Source organism: Mesorhizobium sp. B2-8-3, assembly GCF_006440815.1.
GTDB lineage: Bacteria > Pseudomonadota > Alphaproteobacteria > Rhizobiales > Rhizobiaceae > Mesorhizobium.
Genome location: NZ_VFTW01000006.1, coordinates 201,555 through 221,857, shown reverse-complemented (window position 1 = coordinate 221,857; position 20,303 = coordinate 201,555). Strand labels below are relative to the sequence as shown.

Sequence of the window (20,303 nt, the reverse complement as noted above, 5' to 3'; positions counted from 1 at the left end):
CTTGTTGTTAGGCGAAGGTCTTGGCGAAGGCGTCGATCTCGGCCTTGAGCTTGGCGCGCAGGTCGTCCGACAGCGCCTTCTCCTTGCGGATGGCGTCGAGCACGTCCTTGCCGGCCGAGCGCATGTGGCTGAGCAGGCCATGCTCGAACTTGCCGACCTGGTTCAGCGGCAGCTTGTCGAGATAGCCGTTGACGCCGGCGAAGATCACCGCGACCTGTTCCTCGACCTTCAGCGGCGAGAACTGCGGCTGCTTGAGCAACTCGGTCAGGCGCGAACCGCGGTTCAGCAGACGCTGCGTCGCCGCGTCGAGGTCGGAGCCGAACTGCGCGAAGGCGGCCATTTCGCGATACTGCGCGAGCTCGCCCTTGATGGAGCCGGCGACCTGCTTCATCGCCTTGATCTGCGCCGAGGAGCCGACGCGCGACACCGACAGGCCGACGTTCACCGCCGGGCGGATGCCCTGGAAGAACAGGTTGGTTTCGAGGAAGATCTGGCCGTCGGTGATCGAGATCACGTTGGTCGGGATGTAGGCCGACACGTCGTTGGCCTGCGTCTCGATGATCGGCAGCGCGGTCAGCGAACCGTTGCCGTTGTCGTCATTGAGCTTGGCGGCGCGCTCGAGCAGGCGCGAATGCAGGTAGAAGACGTCGCCCGGATAGGCTTCGCGGCCCGGCGGGCGGCGCAGCAGGAGCGACATCTGGCGGTAGGCGACGGCCTGCTTCGACAGATCGTCGTAGCTGATCAGCGCATGCATGCCGTTGTCGCGGAAATATTCGCCCATGGTGCAGGCGGTGAACGGCGCCAGGAACTGCATCGGCGCCGGATCGGACGCGGTGGCGGCGACGATGATCGAATATTCGAGCGCGCCGCGCTCTTCCAGCACCTTGACGAACTGCGCGACGGTCGAGCGCTTCTGGCCGACGGCGACGTAGACGCAGTAGAGCTTTTCCTTTTCGGGGCCGTTGTCGTGCACCGACTTCTGGTTCAGCATCGTGTCGAGGATGATGGCGGTCTTGCCGGTCTGGCGGTCGCCGATGACCAGCTCGCGCTGACCGCGGCCGACCGGGATCAGCGCGTCGATGGCCTTGAGGCCGGTCGACATCGGCTCATGCACCGACTTGCGCGGGATGATGCCGGGCGCCTTGACGTCGACACGCTTGCGTTCGGTTGCCTTGATCGGGCCCTTGCCGTCGATCGGATTGCCAAGCGCGTCGACGACGCGGCCGAGCAGGCCCATGCCGACAGGCGCGTCGACGATGGCGCCGGTGCGCTTGACGGTGTCGCCTTCCTTGATGTCGCGGTCGGCACCGAAGATGACGACGCCGACATTGTCGGCTTCGAGGTTCAGCGCCATGCCGCGGATGCCGCCCGGGAACTCGACCATCTCGCCGGCCTGGACGTTGTCGAGGCCGTAGACGCGGGCGATGCCGTCACCGACGGACAGAACCTGACCGACTTCGGAGACCTCGGCCTCCTTGCCGAAATTCTTGATCTGGTCTTTCAGAATTGCGGAAATTTCCGCGGCGCGGATGTCCATCAGCCGACCTCTTTCAGTGCAAGCTTGAGCGAATTGAGTTTGGTTTTGAGCGACGTATCGATCTGGCGCGAGCCCATCTTGACGATCAGCCCGCCGAGCAGCGACGGATCGACGGTCATGGCGATGGCCACGTCCTTGCCGGCGATGCCCTTCAGCGTCGCCTTGAGTTCATCCTGCTGCGCGGTCGTCAGCGCATGCGCCGAAGTGACCTCGGCGGACGCCTCGCCGCGATGGTCGGCGGCGATCTGGCGGAACGCCTTGATCATGCCGGGCACCGCGAACAGGCGGCGGTTCTTGGCCACGACGCGCAGGAAATTGCCGACCAGGCCGGTGATCTTGGCCTTGTCGGCGATGGCGGCAATGGCCTTTGCCTGGTCCTCGCTGGAAAACACCGGGCTGTTGATCAGCCGCGAGAGATCGTCGCTGTCATTGAGCATTGCCTCGAAGCCGCCGAGGTCGGCCTCGACCTTGGCGACTGAATTGTCCTGCAGCGCGAGCTCGAACAGCGAGCCTGCGTAGCGTTCGGCGACAGCTGAGATTGGCGATGACGATTGGGCCACGGACCGTCTTTTCTCTTGTCTGACAGGCCGCAGATTGTTGGCGCGAGCGAAAACTCTGGCTAAATCTTTGACCTTACTGCATTTTTCCAAGCACGGAGGCGCGGCTTCCGCTATCCCCGGTCGAAAGTCGATTGCCGTCTAGCACAGGCTTTTTAAGACCGCAATGCATCGTCCGGCATGGTTTTCAGGCACTTTTGTCGCATCAGGCGGCGAAGGCCAAGCTCAAGCGTCGAATTCACGGAACGAAGCCGAAGGCAAAGGCCAGCGGCAGCGCCGCCAATGCCAATTCAACCACGATCGAAACCCAGTTGAAAGGGGTGTTGGCGCCGTCCGACATCATCGACAAGAGCCGGCCGAAGGCGGTGAACAGCCAGGAGAAGCCCAGCGCCATGTAGAGCAGCGGCTGCGCCAGGAGGATGCAGCACAGGCTGACGCCGAGATAGAAGCCCGACATGCGGCCGCGTCCTTCGGCGATCGCCGCCGCTTTCTCCGGCCTTGGCTGCAGGCGCAGCGCGCGAAAGGCAAGCCCCGGCGCCAGGAACAGGAACAGGCCGAGGGCCAGGGTTACGACGGCGCTCGACCAGGCCAGCCATTCACCCTGGCTCGCGGGCCACGGAAACGCGAAGTCCATAAATCCCCCTCGTATTTCTTGTTCTGAAACACAGGCATTCTAGCGAGGGAATGAAACCGCGCCAGAGGATGGCGGGCACATTAGGTACAGCGCATCAAGCGAGCGCGAAATCGACCGCGGCCTCGGCATGGATCCGCGTCGTGTCGAACACCGGAACATCGAAATCGCCCTGGCCGATCAGCATGGTGATCTCGGTGCAGCCCATGATGACGCCGTCCACGTCGTGGGCGCGCCGCATCCGGCCGACTTCGTCGAGATAGGCGGATTTCGATTCGCCTTTGACGACGCCCTGGCAAAGCTCGTCATAGATCACCCGGTGCACCATGTCGCGTCCGGCCTGGTCCGGCACCACCGGCTGGAGGCCGTATTTGTCCGCGAGCCGACCCTTGTAGAAATCCTGCTCCATGGTGAAGCGCGTCGCGAGCAGCGCCGGCCGCCTCACGCTGGCATCGACGACGGCATGCGCCGTGGCGTCGGCGATATGGATAAGCGGGATCGATATGGCCGCCTGCACCGCGTCGGCGAGCCTGTGCATGGTGTTGGTGCAGATCAGCAGGCCCTCGGCGCCGCCCGCCTCCAGCCTGCGCGCGGCTTCAACGAGAAGGACGCCGGCGCCTTCCCAGTCACCGACATGCTGCCGTTCGGCGATCTCGGCGAAATCGAACGACCACAGGAGCAGCTTCGCCGAGTGCAGGCCGCCGAGCCGTTCACGCACGATCTCGTTGAGCAGGCGGTAATAGATCGCGGTCGATTCCCAGCTCATGCCACCGATGAGGCCGAGGGTTTTCATGATAGCGCTGTCCTTTCCTCAGCAATTCCTATATTATGACTACATGAGACCACAAGGAGGTTGCTGTGAAAACAATGCAAGTTCGGGAAGCCAAGGCAGGGTTCTCGGCGCTCGTCGAGGCCGCGGAGGGCGGCGAGCCCACCATCATCACAAAGCATGGTAAGCCAGCAGCCGCCATCGTTTCGGTCGAAGACTTGCAAAAGCTTTATCCGGTCGAGCGTCGAAATTTCGGGGAATTCCTTCTGACCTATCCGGGAGGAATCGAGTTTGAAAGGAATGAGTCGCCGTCGCGGGATATCGACCTTTGAGCGGCTATCTTGTGGATACTTCCATCTTATCGGCATTCGCGCCTGGAAGGCCGCCGCTTGCAAAAGACGTCGCCACCTGGATCGTGACCCAAGGTGCAAAGCAGGCACTCTTCATACCGGTTATAGCGATCACTGAAATCGAGAAAGGCATATGCAAGCTGGCCCGCGCCGGGGCCACAAAACGCGCCGAGGGTCTCACTGCCTGGCTCAATGAAACCATTGAAGACTTCGCTGATCAGATTCTAGAGGTCAATGCCGATATAGCGCGAAGGGCGGGTCAAATGGAGGAGGCAGCCTCTGCACAAGGGAAGAATCCCAGTCTAGCAGACATATTGATCGCGGCCACGGCGGCAACCAACGAGCTCACCGTGATAACTGCAAACATCAGGCATTTTGAGGCGCTTGGTGTTTGGTGTTGGAATATACTGCAAGACCCGCCGAGCGACGATTAGTCACCCCATTCTTACAAAAAGCTCTGCGGGTCGATGTCGACCTGCACGCGCACCGAGCCGCGCAGCTTCGGCCCACTCGCCAGCATGGTACGGATGAAGCCTTGCATGTCGGCGCGCCGCTCGCCCTGGATCAGCAGGCGGAAACGGTGACGCCCGCCGATCAGCGACAACGGCGCTTCGGCCGGCCCGAGCACGAAGAGATCGGAAGCCTGCGGCGCCGCGCGCCTTAACCCCCGCGCATGGCTTTCCGCCTCGCCCCGTGTCGCGGCGCTGACGATGATGCCGGCGAGCCGTCCGAAGGGCGGCAGCGCCGCCCGTTCGCGCTCGGCGATCTCGCGCTCGTAAAAAGCTTCCGAATCGCCGGAGACGATCGCCCGCATCACCGGATGGTCCGGCTGGTAGGTCTGTAAGAGGCCAAGGCTCTTCTTGCCGGTGCGGCCGGCGCGCCCCGTCACCTGGCTGAGCAGCTGGAAAGTGCGCTCGGCGGCGCGCGGATCGCCATTGGCGAGCCCGAGATCGGCGTCGACCACGCCGACCAGCGTCATGCCGGGAAAGTTGTGACCCTTGGCGACGAGTTGCGTGCCGATGACGATGTCGGCCTCGCCATTGGCGACGGCCTCGAGTTCGAGCCGTAGACGGCGCACGCCACCCAGAAGGTCGGACGAAAGCACGATGGTGCGGGCTTCGGGGAAATGCGCCACCACCTCCTCGGCGATGCGCTCGACGCCGGGGCCGCAGGCCACCAGATGGTCGAGCGTGCCACATTCGGGGCATGCCTCCGGCCGCCGCTCATTATGACCGCAATGATGGCAGACGAGCTGGCCGCGAAACCGGTGCTCGACGAGCCACGCCGAGCAGACCGGGCAGCCGAAGCGATGGCCGCAGACCCGGCAGAGCGTCAGCGGCGCATAGCCGCGCCGGTTGAGGAAGAGCAGCGACTGCTCCTTCCTCTCCAGCGTGCGCTGCATCTGCTCCAGCAAGACCGGCGACAGGAAACCACCGCGCGCCGGCGGCGAGCGCCGCATGTCGATCGACTTCAGGTCGGGGAGCGCCGCCTCGGCGAAGCGCGACGACAGCACCGCCCGGCCGTAGCGGCCCTGGCCGGCGTTGACCCGGCTTTCCACCGACGGCGTCGCCGAGGCGAGCACGACCGGGAAAGCACCGATATGGCCGCGCACCACCGCCATGTCGCGCGCATTGTAGAAGACGCGGTCCTCCTGCTTGTAGGCGGGATCGTGCTCCTCGTCGACGACGATCAGGCCGAGTTCCTTGAACGGCAGGAACAGCGACGAGCGCGCCCCGGCGACGACGCGCACGCCGCCCTCCGCAACCTGCCGCCAGACGCGTTCGCGCATCCGGGGCGGCAGGTCGGAGTGCCACTCCGCCGGCTTGGCGCCGAACCGGTCCTGGAAACGTTCGAGGAACGCATGCGTCAGCGCGATTTCCGGCAAAAGGATCAGCACCTGCCTGCCCTTGTCGAGCGCAGCCGCCACCGCCTCGAAATAGACTTCCGTCTTGCCCGATCCTGTGACGCCGTCGAGAAGGGTGACATTGAAAGCATCGGCCGCGATTGCCGCGCGCAGCTTCTCCGCCGCAACATTCTGGTCCGGCATCAGCTCCGGCGCGGCATGGCTGGTATCAGGCGCCGCCACCACCGGACGCGGCGGGATCATCACCGTCTCGAACACGCCCTGTGCCCGCAACCCGTCGATGACTGTCGAGGACACGCCGGCGGCATGCGCCAGCCCGGAGCGCGTCCAGGCCAGGCCGCCTTCGGCCGTCTCCAGCACGCGCCGGCGCGCATCCGTCAACCGGTCCGGTTCGGCCAGCGTGCGCTGCAGCCCTTCGATCCACGGCTCCGGGTCGAAAGCCTCGGGGGCCCTGAGCAGCATGCGCGCCACCATGCCGGGAGCCGACAGCGTGTATTGCGCGATCCAGTCGACGAAGCGGCGCATCGCCCTATCGATCGGCGGGCAGTCGAACACCTCCTCGATCGGCCGCAGTTTCTTCGCATCGACGGTTTCGACGGCGCCGTCCCAGACGATGCCCGCGACTTGGCGCGGCCCGAGCGGCACGCGCACGATCGAGCCCGGCACCACGCGCATGCCCGGCGGCACGGCATAGGTGTAGGGCCGTTCGGCCGGCATCGGCACCAGCACGGGCGCGGCTGCGACAAAGGGCGAATCTTCCATCATCAGGCGTGACCTTGCCCTGACTTTGGGCTAGATCAAAGGGGACCCTCGCATCTGCCTGGCTGGCGCCCGGCAATCCCCAAGGAGACCGCCATGAAATTTTTTGTCGACACCGCTGACATCAAGGAAATCAAGGAGCTCAACGATCTTGGGCTGCTCGACGGCGTCACCACCAACCCGTCGCTGATCCTGAAATCGGGTGGCAAGATCATCGACGTCACCAAGCAGATCTGCGACATCGTCGAAGGCCCGGTCTCGGCCGAGGTCGTGGCGACTGTGTACAAGGACATGATGGCCGAGGCCGAAGTGCTGGCCAAGATCGCGCCGAATATCGCCATCAAGGTGCCGCTGACGCTGGACGGCCTGAAGGCCTGCAAGACCATCCGCACCGAGATGAACCGCATGGTCAACGTGACGCTCTGCTTCTCGGCCAACCAGGCATTGCTGGCCGCCAAGGCCGGCGCCTCCTTCATCTCGCCCTTCGTCGGCCGCATCGACGACACCGGCTCGGACGGCATGGAGCTGATCTCGGAAATCCGCACCATCTACGACAATTACGACTTCAAGACCGAGATCCTGACCGCCTCGGTGCGCACGGTGAACCACGTCAAGCAGGCCGCCCTGATCGGCGCCGATATCGTCACCGCGCCGCCGGCGACGCTGAAGGCGCTGGTCAATCACCCGCTGACCGACAAGGGCCTCGCGGCCTTCCTCGCCGATTGGGCCAAGACCGGCCAGAAGATCGGCTGAGGCCGGAGCAGTTCCAGGAAAAGTATGTAACGATTTTCCGTCTGGGAATTGCGCAAGGCAAAAAGTAGCGAAGAAGGCCGGGCAACCGGCCTTTTTCGTGGCAAAGTGTCTATGCCTTGGCAAGTCACATGCCTTGGCGATTGGCCGGGACGCCTATCGCGATCGTCATCCACGGGCGGCAAGGAGCGAAGCGACGCGCGCAGACCCGAGGATGACGAAGTTCGGAAGGCTTCAGCCAATCCCCGACGAGGAACTAGGCCCTTTTGCCGTGCTTGGCCAGGTCCTGCGCGATCGACAGCCGCAGAAGGTCGGCCAATTCGCGCGCGGCGCGGTTCTCCGCGTCGATCTGCGCGCGGTAGGCTGCGAATTCCTGGCGCGGCCGGTCGAAGGACGACGGGATAGAGCGCTTGCCGACGGCAATCACCGTGTTGGTCGCGGTGTCACGCAGCACGTAATTGGCGGTCAGCGTGACCGTGCCCGCCGTCGGCTCGTCTTCCTGGGTCTGCACCTGCACGATGGCCGCCGATTCGACGAGCTCGGTGACGCCGAGATCGAGCGTGTAGGCCGGCGAGGCCGGCTCGCCCGAGCCTTGCCCGAAGGCGAAGATCAAATTGTTGCGCACCTGCTGCGCGTAGCGGGTATTGACCGGCTTGATCGAGATCGAGCCGAGCTCGGCGGACGCGCTGAGCCGCGATCCGGGCGACAGCGGCTGGTTGGAATAGAGCGGCCGCACGGTGCAGGCCGAGACCAGCGCGAGCGCGGCGACCATGCCGCAGACCGCCAAGCGGCCGCGCAGGCGGGCCGCTTCTGACTTCACCGGATCAGGCAACGACATTGACGATTCTCTGCGGCACGATGATCACCTTGCGCGGGGCCTTACCTTCCAGTGCTTTTTGCACGAAGTCGAGAGCCAGCACCGCTTTTTCGACGGCACCTTGATCCGCGTCGCGCGCAATTGTCAAATCCCCCCGCTTCTTGCCGTTGACCTGTACCGGCAGCACGATCTCGTTGTCGACGACCAGAGCAGGATCGTAGACCGGCCAGGGCCGTTCGGCGACCATCTCGGCGCCGCCGAGCTCCTGCCAGCTCTCTTCCGCCAGATGCGGCATGACGGGCGCGACGATGTGCACCAGGATCTCCACCGCTTCGCGGCAGGCGCCTTTCAGCGCGGCATCGGCCTTGCCCTCGGCAACGTCGGCGAGCGGCGTCGCCAGCGCGTTGGCCAGCTCGTAGATACGCGCGATCGCCCGATTGAAGCCGAGCTTCTCGATATCCTCGCCGACCGCCTTCAGGATCTTGTGCGCGGCCTTGGACACGGCGCCCGCCTCGCCATCCGTCGCCGCCGCCGGTTTCACACTGGCAAGCTGCTCGGCCGCGATCTGCACCAGGCGCCAGACGCGCTGCACGAAGCGGTGCGCGCCGGCCGCGCCGTCGTCGGTCCATTCGACGTCGCGCTCCGGCGGCGAGTCCGACAGCATGAACCAGCGCGCGGTGTCGGCGCCGTAGCCGTCGGTGATCTCTTCGGGGCTCACTGTGTTCTTCTTCGACTTCGACATCTTCTCCAGCGCGCCGACCGTTGCCTCCTCGCCGGTGGCGATCTCGACGACGCGGCGCTTGCCGCCCACGTCCTCGAGCCTGACCTCGCTTGGCGACAGCCAGCGTCCGTTGTTGGACGGGCCGCCGACGCGGTAGGTCTCGTGCACGACCATGCCTTGCGTGAACAGGCCCTTGAACGGCTCGGCCAGATCGAGGTGACCGGTCTCGCGCATGGCGCGGGTGAAGAAGCGCGAATAGAGCAGATGCAGGATCGCGTGCTCGATGCCGCCGATATACTGGTCGACCGCCAGCCATTCGTCGGCCGCTTTCGGCTCGGTCGGCTCGTTCGCCCAGGGCGCGGTGAAGCGCGCGAAATACCAGGACGAATCGACGAAGGTATCCATCGTGTCGGTCTCGCGCCGCGCATCGCGTCCGCATTGCGGACATTTCACATGCCGCCAGGTCGGGTGCCGGTCGAGCGGATTGCCCGGACGGTCGAACTCGATGTCGTCGGGCAGCTTCACCGGCAGGTCGGCCTTCGGCACCGGCACGACGCCGCAATGCTCGCAATGGATCATCGGGATCGGACAGCCCCAGTAGCGCTGGCGCGAGATGCCCCAGTCGCGCAGGCGGAAATTCACCTTGCGCTCCGCCATCGGCCGGCCGCCGATCGTCTTTTCTTCCAACAGCTTCGCGACTTCGTTGAAAGCCCTCTCGGGCTTCATGCCGTCGAGGAAGCGCGAATTGATCATCACGCCGTCGTCGACATAGGCCTCCTCGATGATCTGGAAGGTCTTTGCGTCGGCGTCTTCCGGCATCACCACCGGGATCACCGGCAGGCCGTATTTGTTGGCGAAATCGAGATCGCGCTGGTCGCCCGACGGGCAGCCGAAAATGGCGCCCGTGCCGTATTCCATCAGCACGAAATTGGCGACATAGACCGGCAGCGTCCAGTTCTCGTCGAACGGATGGACGACGCGAATGCCGGTGTCGAAGCCCTTCTTCTCGGCCGTCTCAAGCGCCGCCACCGAGGTGCCCATGTGGCGGACCTCGTCGATGAACTTGGCCAGCTCGACATTGGTCTCGGCGGCTTTTCTCGCCAGCGGATGGTCGGCGGCGACCGCCATGAAGGAGGCGCCGAAGATGGTGTCGGGCCGGGTCGTATAGACCTCCAGTTCGTTCGTGTCGCCGACCGGCGCCGCCAGCGGCCACCGGATCAGCAGCCCTTCCGAGCGGCCGATCCAGTTGTGCTGCATCAGCTTGACCTTTTCCGGCCACTCTTCGAGCCCGTTGAGCGAGTCCAGCAGGTCCTGCGCGAAGTCGGTGATCTTGAAGAACCACTGCGTCAGCTCGCGCTGCTCGACCAGCGCGCCCGAGCGCCAGCCGCGGCCGTCGATGACCTGCTCGTTGGCGAGCACCGTCATGTCCTCCGGATCCCAGTTGACCTTGGAGGATTTGCGCGTCACCAGCCCCTTCTCGACGAAGTCGAGGAACAGCATCTGCTGACGGTGGTAATAGTCGACATCGCAGGTCGCGAACTCGCGCGCCCAGTCGAGCGACAGGCCCATCATCTTGAGCTGCTCGCGCATGACGGCGATGTTTTCATAGGTCCAGTCCTTGGGGTGGACCTTGTTTTGCATGGCGGCGTTTTCGGCCGGCATGCCGAACGCATCCCAGCCCATTGGGTGCAGCACGTTGAAACCCTTGGCGCGCTTGTAGCGCGCCACCACGTCGCCCATCGTGTAGTTGCGGGTGTGGCCGATATGGATCTTGCCCGACGGATAGGGGAACATCTCGAGCACGTAATATTTCGGCTTCGGGTCGTCGTTGCGGGCCTCGAACAGCTTCTTTTCGGCCCAGGCCTTCTGCCATTTGGGCTCTGAGGTGCGCGGATTGTATCGTTCGGTTGCCATCGGATGTTTTTCACTTAAAAGCAGGTGCGCGGTGCTGGATCAAGGCGTGTTGATATTCAGGTCAGGCCGAGCCGAAAATGGCGGGTTCCGAGAACCGGAGCGGAGCGTACTTAAAGTACGTGAGCACCGGAAGCGCAGGAAACCGGCATTTGCAGGCCGGCATCACCTGAATATCGACACGCCTAGGCCGGCAGCCGAGACTATGTCGTCGCGGTGTTCACCATGGATTGCCGGACCCGTCAACTGCGGCGAGCCGGCGCGAGCTTTAAAACTATGGGCAGGATAGTGGCATGACGAGCGCCGTAGAGCAGCTTCACGCGGTCAAGGCGAGGATCGCGAGCGCCGAACGCGAGGCGAAGCGCCCGGCCGGCGCCGTCACGCTCGTGGCGGTGTCGAAGACCTTCGCGGCCGAGGACATCCGCCCCGTCATCGAGGCAGGCCACCGGGTCTTCGGCGAGAACCGCGTGCAGGAAGCGCAGGGAAAATGGCCGGCGCTGAGAGAGGCATTTGCCGATCTGGAGCTGCATCTGATCGGCCCGCTGCAGTCCAACAAGGCCAAGGAAGCCGTCGCTCTCTTCGACGTCATCGAGACCGTCGATCGCGAGAAGATCGCCGCGGAGCTTGCCAAGGAGATCGCCAGGCAAGGCCGCGCGCCGAAGCTGTACGTCCAGGTCAATACCGGCTCCGAGCCACAAAAGGCCGGCATCGAGCCGCGCGACGCGGTCGCCTTCGTCAAGCGCTGCCGCGACGTGCACGGCCTCGCCATCGAAGGCCTGATGTGCATCCCGCCGGCCGATGAGAATCCTGGCCCGCATTTCGCGTTGCTGGAGAAGCTCGCTCGCGAGACCGGCGTGGCGAAACTTTCGATGGGCATGTCCGGCGATTACGAGACCGCCATCGCCTTCGGCGCGACCAGCGTCCGGGTCGGCTCGGCGATCTTCGGCAATCGGTAGCAAGGAGCGCCTCAAGGAAGCGTAGGCCTTTCCTTGGGCCGGCCGCGTCACACCACCGCATTGTCGCCTAGAATCCTGGCGCTAGCTCCGTGCACAGGAAGCAAGCGGCTCCTTTCATAGCAAAGGAGGTCCCTATGACCGCCACACGCCACAGCCAGCACACCATGCAAAACCGGCAAGTCTCCCGCGGGCTGCACCGCTGGGTCTATTTCGCCATGGTGGGGCTCGCGGCCTGCTATGCGTTGTCGGCCTGGATCGGCTTCGCGGGCAGCGGCGCCGACGACTATTTGCTGTTCGTCGTAACTGGATTCATCGTCATGTCGGTCGTGCTGCCGGCCATCGCCGGCCGTGTCTGGCGTCATCACCGGATCAGCGCTGCCGGCAGACCCACGACGCTCGCCGATTGGATGGCAGGCGAGTTCGACACTGGCGATCATCCCGTGAAGGCCAGCACGGCGACGATCGAAATCCTGCTGCCCCTTGCCGCCGTCGCATTCGGCATGACTGCCTTCGCGATCCTCGCTTTGGTGGAAAGCTGAGCGCCCCTGGCAATCGTCACGATCTCGTTACCGGCCCGCCAACCGGACGATATTCTTTGCGCCCGCGCTTGAAACGAAACGGTCCGTTCCTATTTCCCCGATGTCATTCAATCCTTTTCTCGGGGAAAGCTCACCATGCGCTACAACCAGCTTGGCAACACCGGCCTGTTCGTTTCCGAACTCTGCCTCGGCACCATGACCTTCGGCGCCGCCGGCCAGAATGCCCAATGGGGCCTGATCGCCAGCCTCGACCAGAAGGGCGTCAATGAAATCGTCGCCCGCTCGATCGCCGCCGGCGTCAATTTCTTCGACACGGCCGACGTCTATTCCTTCGGCCAGTCCGAGCAGCTGCTTGGACAGTCGCTCAAGGATCTCGGCGTCAAGCGCTCGGACGTCATCATCGCCACCAAGGTGCATGGCGCCATGGGCAACGGGCCCAACGAGCGCGGCTCCTCGCGCGGCCACATCATGGATTCGGTCGACCGCAGCCTGGAGCGGCTGCAGACCGATCATATCGACCTCTACCAGCTGCATGGCACCGACACGGTGACGCCGATCGACGAGACGCTGCGCGCGCTCGACGATCTCGTCGCCAGCGGCAAGGTCCGCTATGTCGGCGTCTCCAACTGGCAGGCCTGGCGCATCGCCAAGGCGCTGGGCATTGCCGAGCGCAAGGGCTTTGCCCGTTTCGAGACGATCCAATCCTATTACTCGATCGCCGGCCGCGATCTCGAACGCGAGATCGTGCCGCTCATCAACGAAGAGAAGCTCGGCCTGATGGTCTGGTCGCCGATGGCGGGCGGGCTGCTCTCCGGCAAATACGGTCCCGGCGCGCCGGGCAATGGCGAGGGCCGCCGCGCTTCGTTCAATTTCCCGCCGGTCAACGAGGACCGCGCCTGGGCGGCGGTCGCCGGCATGCGCGAGGTTGCCAAAAAACACGATGTCGGCGTCGCCACCGTGGCACTTGGCTATGTGCTGGCCAAGCCTTTCGTGATGAGCGTCATCATCGGCGCCAGCCGCATGGACCAACTCGAGCAAAATCTTGCCGCGACAGGTCTGAAGCTCGACACCGACGACCTCGCCAGGCTCGATGAGGTGAGCGCCCTGCCTGCCGAATATCCCGGCTGGATGCTGGAGCGGCAAGGCGCCGGCCGGCGCCCGGCGCCGTTCGTGCCAAAGGCGTAATCCGTCTTCGCAAGCAAGCCGACATCCTTCGGGAGCCGCGTGTCCTTGGACGCGCGGCTTTTCCGTTTCAGAGACGAACGGTCTCCGCGAGAAAGTCGAGGAAAGCCCGCACCCGCGCCGGCAGATGCTTGCCATGGCCGACATAGACGGCATGTGTCGGCTCCTCGTCGCCAGGATTGAACTCCTCGAGCAACGGCACGAGCAGTCCGGCGGCAATGTCGGGCTCGACATGCCAGCGCGCCAGCCGCGCTATGCCGGCTCCTGCCAGCGTCGTTCGCCGCATCGCTTCGCCGTCGGTGAGCGACATGTTTCCGACAATAGGCATGATGATCGATTTGCCTGTCGCATCGACAAAGGGCCAGCCCTCGATATGCCTGGCGAAGCCGAAGGCCAGCATGTTGTGGCGAGCGAGGTCGGACAATGCGCGTGGCGTGCCGCGTGCTTCAAGATACGCAGGCGACGCGACCAGGACCATCCGGCTCTGGCCAAGCTTGCGCGCAACCAGGCGTGACTCGCGTAGCGGCCCGGCGCGGATAGCGACATCGGCGCGCTCTTCCAGAAGATCGATCACACTGTCGGTCAGCACGGCTTCGACGAAAATCTCGGGATAATTCTCCAGGAAGCGCGGCAACAACGGCATCAGCCGGTGCTGGCCGAACGGCACATAGGAATTGACCCTGAGCCTGCCGCGCGGCGATGCACCCGCCGCCGCTTCGCGCTCGGCCGAGTCGAGATCGGCGAGGATGCGCAGGCCGCTATCATGGAAGGCAGCCCCTTCCGGCGTCAACTGCAGCTTGCGTGTCGAGCGGCTGATGAGCCGTGCGCCAAGCCGCGCCTCAAGCCGCGCGATCAGCTTGCTCACCGCCGACGGCGTCATCCGCAGCGCCCGCGCCGCGGCCGAGAAGCTGCCCGCCTCGACGACGCGGACGAACACTTCGATCTCGCCGGAACGGTTGATCTCGGGCCTCGCCATTCGTGAATCTATTTCACAGAAAGTATGCCTGATGCAAGGCTGGTTCACAGCTTGGCGGATCACGATCTTCCGCCCGGGGCGCGGGCTTTGGGCGTCCCCTTCCTGATCAACCGGACCGCAGCCATGCCTCTTGCTCTTTATGCCCTCACCGCCGGCGCCTTCGGCATCGGCGTCACCGAATTCGTCATCATGGGCCTGCTGCTCGATGTCAGCGCCGATCTCGGCGTCTCGATCTCGGCCGCGGGCCTGCTCATTTCCGGCTATGCGCTGGGCGTCGTCGTCGGCGCGCCGCTGCTTGGCGCCTTGACTGGACGCCTGCCGCGCAAGACCTTGCTGCTTGCCCTGATGGTTGTCTTCACCGTCGGCAACCTCGCCTGTGCGCTGGCGCCCGACTACTGGACGCTGATGGCGGCGCGTGTGCTGACCGCCTTCGCCCACGCTTCCTTCTTCGGCGTCGGCTCGGTCGTCGCGACCAGCCTCGTCGCGCCCAACAGGAAGGCCTCGGCCATCGCGCTGATGTTCACCGGCCTCACCGTCGCCAACATCCTCGGCGTGCCGTTTGGCACCTGGCTCGGCCAGGCCTATGGCTGGCGCTCCACCTTCCTCGCCGTCACACTTGTGGGCGTCGTCGCCTTCGCCGTGATCGCATTGCTGGTGCCGCGCGACGAGCCGGCCGCCGCGGACGAGGCGGAAAGCGCCGAAGGCACGCTCGCCGTGCTCGGCCGCCGGCCGGTGCTGCTCGGCCTTTTGACCACGGTGCTGAGCTGGGTCGGCGTCTTTGCCGCCTTCACCTATCTGGCGCCGATCCTCACCCGCGTCAGCGGCTTTTCCGAAGCGTCCGTGTCGCCGATCCTGCTCGTCTTCGGCGGCGGATTGGTCGCGGGCAACCTGCTCGGTGGACGCCTCGCCGACCGGCATCTGGTGCCGACGGTTATTGGCACGGTGGTCGCGCTGTCGGCGGTGCTGTTCGTCATGACGGCGGCGATCCATCAGCCGATCATGGCGATCATCGCCGTCGGCCTGCTGGGCGCTGCCGCGTTCGCCACCGTCGCGCCGCTGCAGATGTGGGTGCTGGAGAAGGCCGAGGGCGCCGGCCAGGGCCTTGCGTCCTCCTTCAACATCGCCGCCTTCAATCTCGGCAACGCCATCGGCGCCTGGCTCGGCGGCTTCGTCATCGACCACGGCCCCGGCCTCGGCGCCGTCCCTCTCGTTGCCGGCCTGGTGCCGCTCGCCGCGCTCGGCGTGGTGCTCGTGGCGCTGCGCCTCGAACGCGGCCGCGCCATCGGCAAGCCGGTCACGGCGCAGTGCTGAGCAGCCGAATTCCGCCTTCGACATCTTAAGGAGAAAAATCATGGACTATCGACCTCTCGGCGCTTTCGGCCTGAAAGTGCCGGCGCTTTCCTTCGGCGCCGGTACCTTCGGCGGCTCCGGCCCGCTCTTCGGCCACTGGGGCAACAGCGGCGCCAAGGAGGCGCGACGGCTGGTCGACATCTGCCTGGAGGCAGGCGTCAATCTCTTCGACACGGCCGATGTCTATTCGAACGGCGCCTCCGAGGAGGTGCTTGGCGAGGCCATCAAGGGCCGCCGCGACGCGGTGCTGATCTCGACCAAGACGTCCCTGCCGATGGGCGACGGCCCGGCCGACTGGGGTTCGTCGCGCTCGCGCCTGATCCGCTCCGTCGACGCGGCGCTGAAGCGCCTCGGCACCGATTATATCGACCTGCTGCAGCTTCATGCCTTCGACGCCTCGACGCCGGTCGAGGAGGTACTGTCGGCGCTGGACGACCTCGTACGCCAAGGCAAGCTGCGCTATGTCGGCGTCTCAAACTTCTCCGGCTGGCAGGTGATGAAATCGCTCGGCCTGGCGGAAAAGCACGGCTACCCGCGCTACGTCGCGCATCAGGTCTACTATTCGCTGGTCGGGCGCGACTATGAGTGGGAGCTGATGCCGCTCGGCCTCGACCAGGGCGTCGGCGCGCTGGTGTGGAGCCCGCTCGGCTGGGGCCGGCTCACCGGCAAGATCCGCCGCGGACAGCCCTTGCCGGAAAAGAGCCGGCTGCACGACACCGCCAGCTTCGGTCCGCCGGTCGAGGACGAGCATCTTTTCAAGGTGGTCGATGCGCTTGAAGCGGTCGCCGCCGAGACCGGCAAGACCGTGCCGCAGGTCGCCATCAACTGGCTCTTGCGGCGGCCGACCGTGTCGTCGGTCATCATCGGCGCGCGCAACGAGGAGCAGTTGCGGCAGAATCTCGGCGCCGTCGGCTGGGCGCTGACGCCTGAGCAGATCAAGGCGCTCGATGAAGCAAGCGCCGTGACCGCGCCCTATCCTTACTTCCCCTATCGGCGCCAGGAAGGCTTTGCCCGGCTGAACCCGCCAGCGGTTTGACCACGTGTCGACCCGTCCCTATTAGGGCGAGCGTGAACGCTTGCGATTAGCGGCCGCCCTCCGAGCTTCGTCATCCGCGGGCGAAGCAGCCGCGAAGCGGCGTCGCGAAGACCCGAGGATCCATGCCGTTACCTTGATCGCAGAGCGCGGCGGAGCAGAATTCTGGATCGCCGCAACGCTTCGAAGTCACGGAATGGATCCTCGGGTCTGCGCCGCGTCGCTTCGCTCCTTGCTTCGCCCGTGGATGACGAAGCGACGGGCATTTCCGCCAATCACTGACGATCGATAAAACCTGCACCTAATGCAACAGGAACTCCCCATCCACCTTCCGCCATTCATTCGGCGCGATCAGCTTGTGATGCGTGTAGGTGACCGAGTGCAGCGGGCCGTCGAGCTTGGTCTTCCAGAATTCGATGAAGCGGATCAGCACCGGGAATTTCGGAGCTATGTCGTAATCCTGCCAGACAAAGCTTTGCAGCAGGTGCGGGTGGTCCGGGTAGTGGTAAAGGATCTTGGCCGTGGTCAGCCCATACCCCTTGAGCATCAGGTCCATTTCGGAATTGTCGCGCATTGCGTTTCCTTGGTTGATTCTCCTTCCTCCCAACGCTGAATTGTGCGCACGGTTGCTTAACTGTCTATGGATTTTTTCGAGCTTTTTCAAAATTTTTGCCTTTAAAACAGGTGGTTAGCAGCCGTAAAGCGAGAGTGCTGATAGCGTTTTGCGCTTGACCCTGCGTCATCCCGCCGCGCGAATCCAACGTCTAATATTGCCGTCACGGCGGAACTGTTAATAATGCCCGCGAATTCGCGGCCGCTTCGCCGCGATGCCGCCGGCGGCCCAAGCCGGTGGAATGGTTCGGGAGGAAAGCTGAAAAATGTCCGATGTGCATGTCCACCGCGTCCAGCCGGCGTGGAAGAAGAACGCGTTGATCGACAACGATACCTATCTCAAATGGTATGCCGACAGCGTGAAAAATCCGGACAAGTTCTGGGGCAAGCACGGCAAGCGCATCGACTGGTTCAAGCCTTTCACCAAGGTCAAGAACACCTCCTTCGACGGCAAGGTCTCGATCAAGTGGTTCGAGGACGGGCTGACCAACGTCTCCTACAATTGCATCGACCGCCACCTGAAGAAGCGCGGCGACCAGACCGCGATCATCTGGGAAGGCGACAACCCCTACGACGACAAGAAGATCACCTACAATGAGCTTCACGCGCATGTCTGCCGGCTCGCCAATGTGATGAAGAAGCACGGCGTCAAGAAAGGCGACCGCGTCACCATCTACATGCCTATGATCCCCGAGGCCGCCTATGCGATGCTTGCCTGCACGCGCATCGGCGCCATCCATTCGATCGTCTTCGGCGGCTTCTCGCCGGACGCGCTGGCCGGCCGCATCGTCGACTGCGAATCGACCTTCGTCATCACCGCCGACGAGGGCCTGCGCGGCGGCAAGCCGATCCCGCTGAAAGAGAACACCGACAAGGCGATCGAAATCGCCGCCAAGCATCATGTGCGGGTGAAGAACGTGGTCGTCGTACGCCGCACCGGCGGCAAGGTCGGCTGGGCGCCCGGCCGCGACGTCTGGTACCACGACGAGATCGCCACGGTGAAGGCCGACTGCAAGCCGGAGAAGATGAAGGCGGAAGACCCGCTTTTCATCCTCTACACCTCCGGCTCGACCGGCAAGCCGAAGGGTGTGCTGCACACCACGGCCGGCTATCTCGTCTATGCCTCGATGACGCACCAATATGTCTTCGACTACCATGACGGCGACATCTACTGGTGCACGGCCGATGTCGGCTGGGTGACGGGCCACAGCTATATCGTCTACGGGCCCTTGGCCAACGGCGCCACGACGCTGATGTTCGAAGGCGTGCCGAACTATCCCTCGCAGTCGCGCTTCTGGGAAGTCATCGACAAGCACAAGGTCAACATCTTCTACACCGCGCCGACGGCGTTGCGCGCGCTGATGGGCGCCGGCGACAGCCATGTGAAGAAGACCTCGCGCAAATCGCTGCGCGTTCTGGGCTCGGTCGGCGAGCCGATCAATCCGGAAGCCTGGGAGTGGTATTTCAAGGTCGTCGGCAACGGCAAGGTGCCGATCGTCGACACATGGTGGCAGACCGAGACCGGCGGCATCCTGATCACGCCGCTGCCCGGCGCCACCGATCTCAAGGCAGGCTCGGCGACTCGGCCCTTCTTCGGCGTCAAACCGGAACTGGTCGACGGTGAGGGCAAGGTGCTCGAAGGAGCCGCCGACGGCAATCTCTGCATCACCGATTCCTGGCCCGGTCAGATGCGCACCGTCTATGGCGACCACGACCGCTTCGTGCAGACCTATTTCTCGACCTACAACGGCAAGTACTTCACCGGCGACGGCTGCCGCCGCGACGAGGACGGCTACTACTGGATCACCGGCCGCGTCGACGACGTCATCAACGTCTCCGGCCACCGCATGGGCACGGCGGAAGTCGAATCGGCGCTGGTCAGCCACGAGAAAGTGTCGGAAGCCGCCGTCGTCGGCTACCCGCACGACATCAAGGGCCAGGGCATCTACAGCTACGTCACCCTGATGAAGGGCATGGAGCCGAGCGAGGAACTGCGCAAGGAACTGATCGCGCATGTCCGCAAGGAGATCGGCGCCATTGCTTCGCCCGACAAGATCCAGTTCGCGCCCGGCCTGCCGAAAACCCGTTCCGGCAAGATCATGCGCCGCATTCTGCGCAAGATCGCCGAGGACGATTTCGGCGCGCTCGGCGACACTTCGACGCTGGCCGATCCCGCCGTGGTCGACGACCTGGTCGCCAACCGGCAGAACAAGAAGGGCTGATGACCGGCGATCTCGGCACCGTCAGCCAGCTCTGGCGCTACCCGGCGAGTTCGCTCGCCGGCGAACGGCTCGGTGCCATCTCCGTCGGGCTGAAGACCGTCGACGGCGACCGGCTGTTCGGACTGGTCGATGCTTCCGACGGCGAGATCGCCAGGCCCGACCGCGAGGCCAGATGGCATAAGGTGCCGCTGATCCGCACCCGGTTGAGCGAGGCCCCGATGAGCAAGGAATGGCGGCTCGAAGTGGCCGTGCCCGGCGGCGGCTGGCTGCCGGCGCCAGACCCTCGAAGCGACCGCGCTGTATCCGCCTTCCTCGGCTTCGAGGCCGCGATCCGACCATTCGGCGCGCAGAACGCGGCGCCCTCCTATGCCGGTCCGCTGACCGAGGCCCGCTACGCCAAGGCGCCGATCCATCTGCTCACCACCGCCTCGCTGTCCCGGCTGAAGGCGCTGCATCCCGAGGGCACGCCGGATCCGCGCCGCTTCCGCCCCAACATCGTCGTCAATATGGACCCGATCGAAGGCGCCTTTCCGGAGACGGAATGGATCGGCAGGAAACTCGCGGTCGGCGATCTCGAGCTCACCGTCTCCGAGCCCTGCCGCCGCTGCGGCTTCACCATCATCGCCCAGGACGGTTTCGACACCGATCCTGGCATCCTGCGCAACCTGGTGCGCCACAACGCCCACAATCTCGGCGTCTACTGCACCGTCGACCAGCCGGCGCGGATCGAAGTCGGCGCGCCGATGCGCTTGATGGACTGAAGCGGG

At 64.5% G+C, this 20,303-nt stretch carries 19 protein-coding genes; 10 read left to right on the top strand and 9 right to left on the bottom strand.

Annotated features, from left to right (window positions below):
- Positions 1-7 precede the first annotated feature (7 nt).
- From atpA to FJ418_RS12705, 4 genes are all read right to left on the bottom strand, one after another.
- On the bottom strand, positions 8-1,537 hold the full coding sequence (atpA, locus tag FJ418_RS12720) for a F0F1 ATP synthase subunit alpha (protein WP_140646477.1): 1,530 nt from the start codon (positions 1,535-1,537) through the stop codon (positions 8-10).
- The gene (locus FJ418_RS12715) at positions 1,537-2,097 is read right to left on the bottom strand and encodes a F0F1 ATP synthase subunit delta (RefSeq protein ID WP_140658980.1); all 561 of its coding nucleotides are present in this window, start codon (positions 2,095-2,097) and stop codon (positions 1,537-1,539) included. Before FJ418_RS12715 ends, atpA begins: the two co-directional genes overlap by 1 nt.
- Positions 2,098-2,332: 235 nt before the next feature.
- The gene (locus FJ418_RS12710) at positions 2,333-2,728 is read right to left on the bottom strand and encodes a DUF4345 family protein (protein WP_140546140.1); all 396 of its coding nucleotides are present in this window, start codon (positions 2,726-2,728) and stop codon (positions 2,333-2,335) included.
- Between the two features lie 94 nt (positions 2,729-2,822).
- A complete protein-coding gene (locus FJ418_RS12705; protein ID WP_140865831.1) occupies positions 2,823-3,518 on the bottom strand; it encodes an aspartate/glutamate racemase family protein in 696 nt (231 codons plus the stop codon).
- A 65-nt stretch (positions 3,519-3,583) separates the two neighbouring features.
- Between FJ418_RS12705 and FJ418_RS12700 the strand changes: the two genes are divergently transcribed.
- A complete protein-coding gene (locus tag FJ418_RS12700) occupies positions 3,584-3,826 on the top strand; it encodes a type II toxin-antitoxin system Phd/YefM family antitoxin (protein WP_140646473.1) in 243 nt (80 codons plus the stop codon).
- Positions 3,823-4,278: a type II toxin-antitoxin system VapC family toxin gene (locus FJ418_RS12695; RefSeq protein ID WP_140865830.1), complete on the top strand. Its 456-nt coding sequence runs from the start codon at positions 3,823-3,825 to the stop codon at positions 4,276-4,278. Before FJ418_RS12700 ends, FJ418_RS12695 begins: the two co-directional genes overlap by 4 nt.
- An 11-nt stretch (positions 4,279-4,289) precedes the next feature.
- Here the strand turns inward: FJ418_RS12695 and FJ418_RS12690 are convergent, their stop codons facing one another.
- Positions 4,290-6,473, bottom strand: a complete 2,184-nt coding sequence (locus FJ418_RS12690) for a primosomal protein N' (RefSeq protein ID WP_140865828.1) — start codon at positions 6,471-6,473, stop codon at positions 4,290-4,292.
- Positions 6,474-6,563: 90 nt separating this feature from the next.
- Between FJ418_RS12690 and fsa the strand changes: the two genes are divergently transcribed.
- A complete protein-coding gene (fsa, locus tag FJ418_RS12685; protein WP_140704394.1) occupies positions 6,564-7,220 on the top strand; it encodes a fructose-6-phosphate aldolase in 657 nt (218 codons plus the stop codon).
- A gap of 253 nt (positions 7,221-7,473) precedes the next feature.
- Here fsa and lptE read toward each other — a convergent pair whose 3' ends face one another.
- Entirely contained in the window at positions 7,474-8,055 is a 582-nt protein-coding gene (lptE, locus tag FJ418_RS12680; RefSeq protein WP_140646467.1) for an LPS assembly lipoprotein LptE, read from the bottom strand.
- Positions 8,042-10,669, bottom strand: coding sequence for a leucine--tRNA ligase (gene leuS / locus FJ418_RS12675; protein ID WP_140865826.1), 2,628 nt, complete (start codon positions 10,667-10,669; stop codon positions 8,042-8,044). The genes lptE and leuS overlap by 14 nt, the downstream gene beginning before the upstream one ends.
- Before the next feature lie 290 nt (positions 10,670-10,959).
- Between leuS and FJ418_RS12670 the strand changes: the two genes are divergently transcribed.
- The 3 genes from FJ418_RS12670 to FJ418_RS12660 all read left to right on the top strand — a co-directional run bounded on the left by FJ418_RS12670 (position 10,960) and on the right by FJ418_RS12660 (position 13,346).
- Positions 10,960-11,622, top strand: coding sequence for a YggS family pyridoxal phosphate-dependent enzyme (locus tag FJ418_RS12670; RefSeq protein WP_140865824.1), 663 nt, complete (start codon positions 10,960-10,962; stop codon positions 11,620-11,622).
- Positions 11,623-11,756: 134 nt separating this feature from the next.
- The gene (locus tag FJ418_RS12665) at positions 11,757-12,161 is read left to right on the top strand and encodes a hypothetical protein (RefSeq protein WP_140658974.1); all 405 of its coding nucleotides are present in this window, start codon (positions 11,757-11,759) and stop codon (positions 12,159-12,161) included.
- 135 nt (positions 12,162-12,296) lie between these two features.
- The gene (locus tag FJ418_RS12660) at positions 12,297-13,346 is read left to right on the top strand and encodes an aldo/keto reductase (protein WP_140865822.1); all 1,050 of its coding nucleotides are present in this window, start codon (positions 12,297-12,299) and stop codon (positions 13,344-13,346) included.
- A gap of 67 nt (positions 13,347-13,413) precedes the next feature.
- On the opposite strand, the gene FJ418_RS12655 is transcribed toward FJ418_RS12660, so the two are convergent.
- Positions 13,414-14,319 carry a LysR family transcriptional regulator gene (locus tag FJ418_RS12655; protein ID WP_140865820.1) on the bottom strand — a complete coding sequence of 302 codons (906 nt, stop codon included), beginning with the start codon at positions 14,317-14,319 and terminating at the stop codon, positions 13,414-13,416.
- A gap of 123 nt (positions 14,320-14,442) precedes the next feature.
- On the opposite strand from FJ418_RS12655, the gene FJ418_RS12650 reads away from it, so the two are divergent.
- Both FJ418_RS12650 and FJ418_RS12645 read left to right on the top strand, forming a co-directional pair.
- Positions 14,443-15,630, top strand: a complete 1,188-nt coding sequence (locus FJ418_RS12650; protein WP_140865818.1) for an MFS transporter — start codon at positions 14,443-14,445, stop codon at positions 15,628-15,630.
- Between the two features lie 40 nt (positions 15,631-15,670).
- The gene (locus FJ418_RS12645; protein WP_140865816.1) at positions 15,671-16,705 is read left to right on the top strand and encodes an aldo/keto reductase; all 1,035 of its coding nucleotides are present in this window, start codon (positions 15,671-15,673) and stop codon (positions 16,703-16,705) included.
- Between the two features lie 298 nt (positions 16,706-17,003).
- On the opposite strand, the gene FJ418_RS12640 is transcribed toward FJ418_RS12645, so the two are convergent.
- A complete protein-coding gene (locus tag FJ418_RS12640; protein WP_140865814.1) occupies positions 17,004-17,276 on the bottom strand; it encodes an usg protein in 273 nt (90 codons plus the stop codon).
- Positions 17,277-17,580: 304 nt separating this feature from the next.
- Here FJ418_RS12640 and acs point away from each other — a divergent pair, with 304 nt between their 5' ends.
- Together acs and FJ418_RS12630 are read left to right on the top strand one after the other, a co-directional pair.
- Positions 17,581-19,536 carry an acetate--CoA ligase gene (acs, locus tag FJ418_RS12635; RefSeq protein ID WP_140865812.1) on the top strand — a complete coding sequence of 652 codons (1,956 nt, stop codon included), beginning with the start codon at positions 17,581-17,583 and terminating at the stop codon, positions 19,534-19,536.
- Positions 19,536-20,297, top strand: coding sequence for an MOSC domain-containing protein (locus FJ418_RS12630; RefSeq protein WP_140865810.1), 762 nt, complete (start codon positions 19,536-19,538; stop codon positions 20,295-20,297). Before acs ends, FJ418_RS12630 begins: the two co-directional genes overlap by 1 nt.
- The last annotated feature ends 6 nt before the right edge of the window (positions 20,298-20,303 follow it).